The 2,519-nt window shown below is 71.3% G+C and carries 3 protein-coding genes; 1 reads left to right on the forward strand and 2 read right to left on the reverse strand.

Features of this window, described 5'->3' with window-relative positions:
* The first annotated feature begins 199 nt into the window (after positions 1–199).
* Positions 200–673: a helix-turn-helix domain-containing protein gene (locus tag A5706_RS16120; RefSeq protein WP_068132351.1), complete on the forward strand. Its 474-nt coding sequence runs from the start codon at positions 200–202 to the stop codon at positions 671–673.
* Between the two features lie 79 nt (positions 674–752).
* Here the strand turns inward: A5706_RS16120 and rsgA are convergent, their stop codons facing one another.
* Together rsgA and A5706_RS16130 are read right to left on the reverse strand one after the other, a co-directional pair.
* Positions 753–1,733, reverse strand: a complete 981-nt coding sequence (rsgA, locus tag A5706_RS16125; protein ID WP_068103323.1) for a ribosome small subunit-dependent GTPase A — start codon at positions 1,731–1,733, stop codon at positions 753–755.
* Positions 1,730–2,519, reverse strand: a 790-nt coding sequence (locus A5706_RS16130; RefSeq protein ID WP_369831883.1) for a 3-phosphoshikimate 1-carboxyvinyltransferase, incomplete at its 5' end; no start/stop codon positions are given. The genes A5706_RS16130 and rsgA, both read right to left, overlap by 4 nt.

Here is a 2,519-nt window from a genome sequence, read left to right on the forward strand (position 1 = left end):
GCAGGTCGGCGGGCAGCACGTCGTGCAGCGCGCCGCTGGCCTTGCCCTTGCCGATCGGGGTGCGTACGGCACCGACGATGACGGCGTCGCGACCTTGAACCATGGCTCCTCCTTGAGGCCTAGTAGCTAGGTATTGCTAGCTGTACCCAGGTAAACATCTGGGTACACTAAAATCAACCCAGACCGGGAGGTGATCTACATGACATTCCTTCAAGGCGCCTTGGCGGACCGCGAGAAGTGGTCGCCGGTCGGCGAGTGCGCGATCGAGAAGACCATGGCGGTGGTCGGCACCAAGTCCGCGATGCTGATCATGCGCGAGGCGTATTACGGCACCACCCGGTTCGACGACTTCGCCCGCCGCGTCGGCATCACCAAGGCGGCCACCTCGGCGCGGCTGGCCGAACTCGTCGAACTCGGCCTGCTGGAGCGGCGGCCCTACCGCGAGCCGGGGCAGCGCGCCCGAGAAGAGTACGTGCTGACCCAGGCCGGCGTCGATTTCATGCCGGTGGTCTGGGCGATGTTCGAGTGGGGCCGCCGCCACCTGCCGGGCCGCAACCGCCTGCGGCTCACGCACGTGGGCTGCGGCGCCGAGGCGGGCGTCGAAATCCGCTGCACCGAAGGGCATCTGGTGCCCCCGGGCGAGCTCGGCATGCGGCTGGCCAAGTCTGGTTGAGCACCGACCGTGGCGAGGGTCCGCAAACGTACGGCTTTCGCGGCGTGTCGCCGTACAGACACGCGAGCTCGATAGGCCGTCAGGTCTCCCTCAGCACCGCGAGCAGCCGGCGGGCCGCGGCCACGCGGCGCACCGCCGGCCCGGACAGGGTGTCCAGCGCGCACTCCGGGTCGGCCGGCGGACCCATGTGTCCGCAGCCCCGCGGGCAGTCGTCGATCGCCTCGGCCAGGTCCGAGAAGGCGTCCAACACGTCGTCGGGCCGGATGTGGGCCAGGCCGAAGGAGCGGATTCCCGGCGTGTCGATCACCCACCCGGATCCTTCCAGCGGAAGGGCGACCGACTGGGTGGACGTGTGCCGGCCCCTGCCGATCTCGGTGACCTCGCCGACGGCCCGATCCGCTTCCGGCACAAGCCGATTCACCAGCGTCGACTTGCCGACGCCGGAATGCCCGAGCAGCACGGTGATCTTCCCGGCGATCAGGCCGGCCACCGCCAGCAGCGGGTCGTCGACGCCGGCGGCGACCACTGTCAGGTCCAGGTCCACGAACTGCTCGGCGAACGGCCCCGGCGGGGCCAGGTCGGTCTTGGTCAGGCACAGGATCGGCGTGAGACCGCCGGCGTAGGCGGCGATCAGCGCCCGGTCGACCAGCCCGGTGCGCGGCGGTGGGTCGGCGAGCGCGACGACGATCAGCAGCTGGTCGGCGTTGGCGACCACCACGCGTTCGGTCGGATCGGTGTCATCGGCGGTGCGCCGCAACACCGTTCGCCGCTCGCCGCGGCGCACGATGCGGGCCAGGGTGTCCGTGCGCCCGGACAGGTCACCGACCAGGTCGACGTCGTCGCCGACGACGATCGGGGTGCGGCCCAGCTCGCGCGCCCGCATGGCCGTGACCCGGCGATCCGGCCGGCCGCCCAGCACGCACCCCCAGCGTCCGCGGTCGACGCTGACTACCATCGCGGCCTCGGCGTCGGCGTGCTCCGGACGGGTCTTCGTTCGCGGTCGCGAGCCCCTGCCGGAGCGGACCTTGACGTCGGACTCGTCGTAGTCGCCGGGCCTCAACCGCCCGAACCCTCCAACATGCGCGCCCACAGCTGCGGGAACTCCGGCAGCGTCTTGCCGGTCGAGCCGATGTCGTCCACCTCCACCCCGGCGACGCGCAGCCCGACGATCGCGCCGGCCATCGCCATCCGATGGTCGGCGTAGGCGCGCCAGGTGCCGGCGTGCAGCGGTTTCGCGGTGATCACCAGGCCGTCGGGCGTCTCGGCGCAGTCGCCGCCCAGGCGGTTGATCTCGGCGCTCAGCGCGGCCAGCCGATCGGTCTCGTGGCCGCGTAGGTGGGCGATGCCGGACAGGCGTGACACCGATCCCGGGGCGGCCAGGGCGGCCAGCGCCGCCGCCGACGGCGTCAGCTCTCCGACCGCGCGCAGGTCGACGTCAAACCCGGCGTAATCGGCCGACCCGCTCACCTCGAGGAACGAATCAGTGTGCGTCACAACGGCATTCATCTTGCCCAGGACGCTCAGGATGTCGTCGGCGGGTTGCACGCTGGTCGACGGCCAGCCGGTGATGCGTACCGTTCCGCCGCTGACCACGGCCGCCGCCAGGAACGGGACGGCGTTGGTCAGGTCGGGTTCCACTTCCCAGTGCCGGGCCGCGACCGCGCCAGCGGGTACCCGCCAGCGGTTGGTGACGGAGTCGTCGACGTCGACCCCGGCTTGGCGCAGCATCACGATCGTCATCGCGATGTGCGGGGCGGACGGCACCGCCGCCCCGGTGTGCTGGACGGTCAGGCCGTCGGTGAACGACGCCGCGGACAACAGCAGGCCCGAAACGAATTGCGAGGAC

It is taken from the genome of Mycobacterium sp. E796 (assembly GCF_001672815.1).
Taxonomy (GTDB): domain Bacteria; phylum Actinomycetota; class Actinomycetes; order Mycobacteriales; family Mycobacteriaceae; genus Mycobacterium.

What these genes read in the sequence shown, in the direction of transcription:
- A5706_RS16120 (WP_068132351.1), top strand. Translation starts at nt 200, where the DNA reads ATGACATTCCTTCAAGGCGCCTTGGCGGACCGCGAGAAGTGGTCGCCG.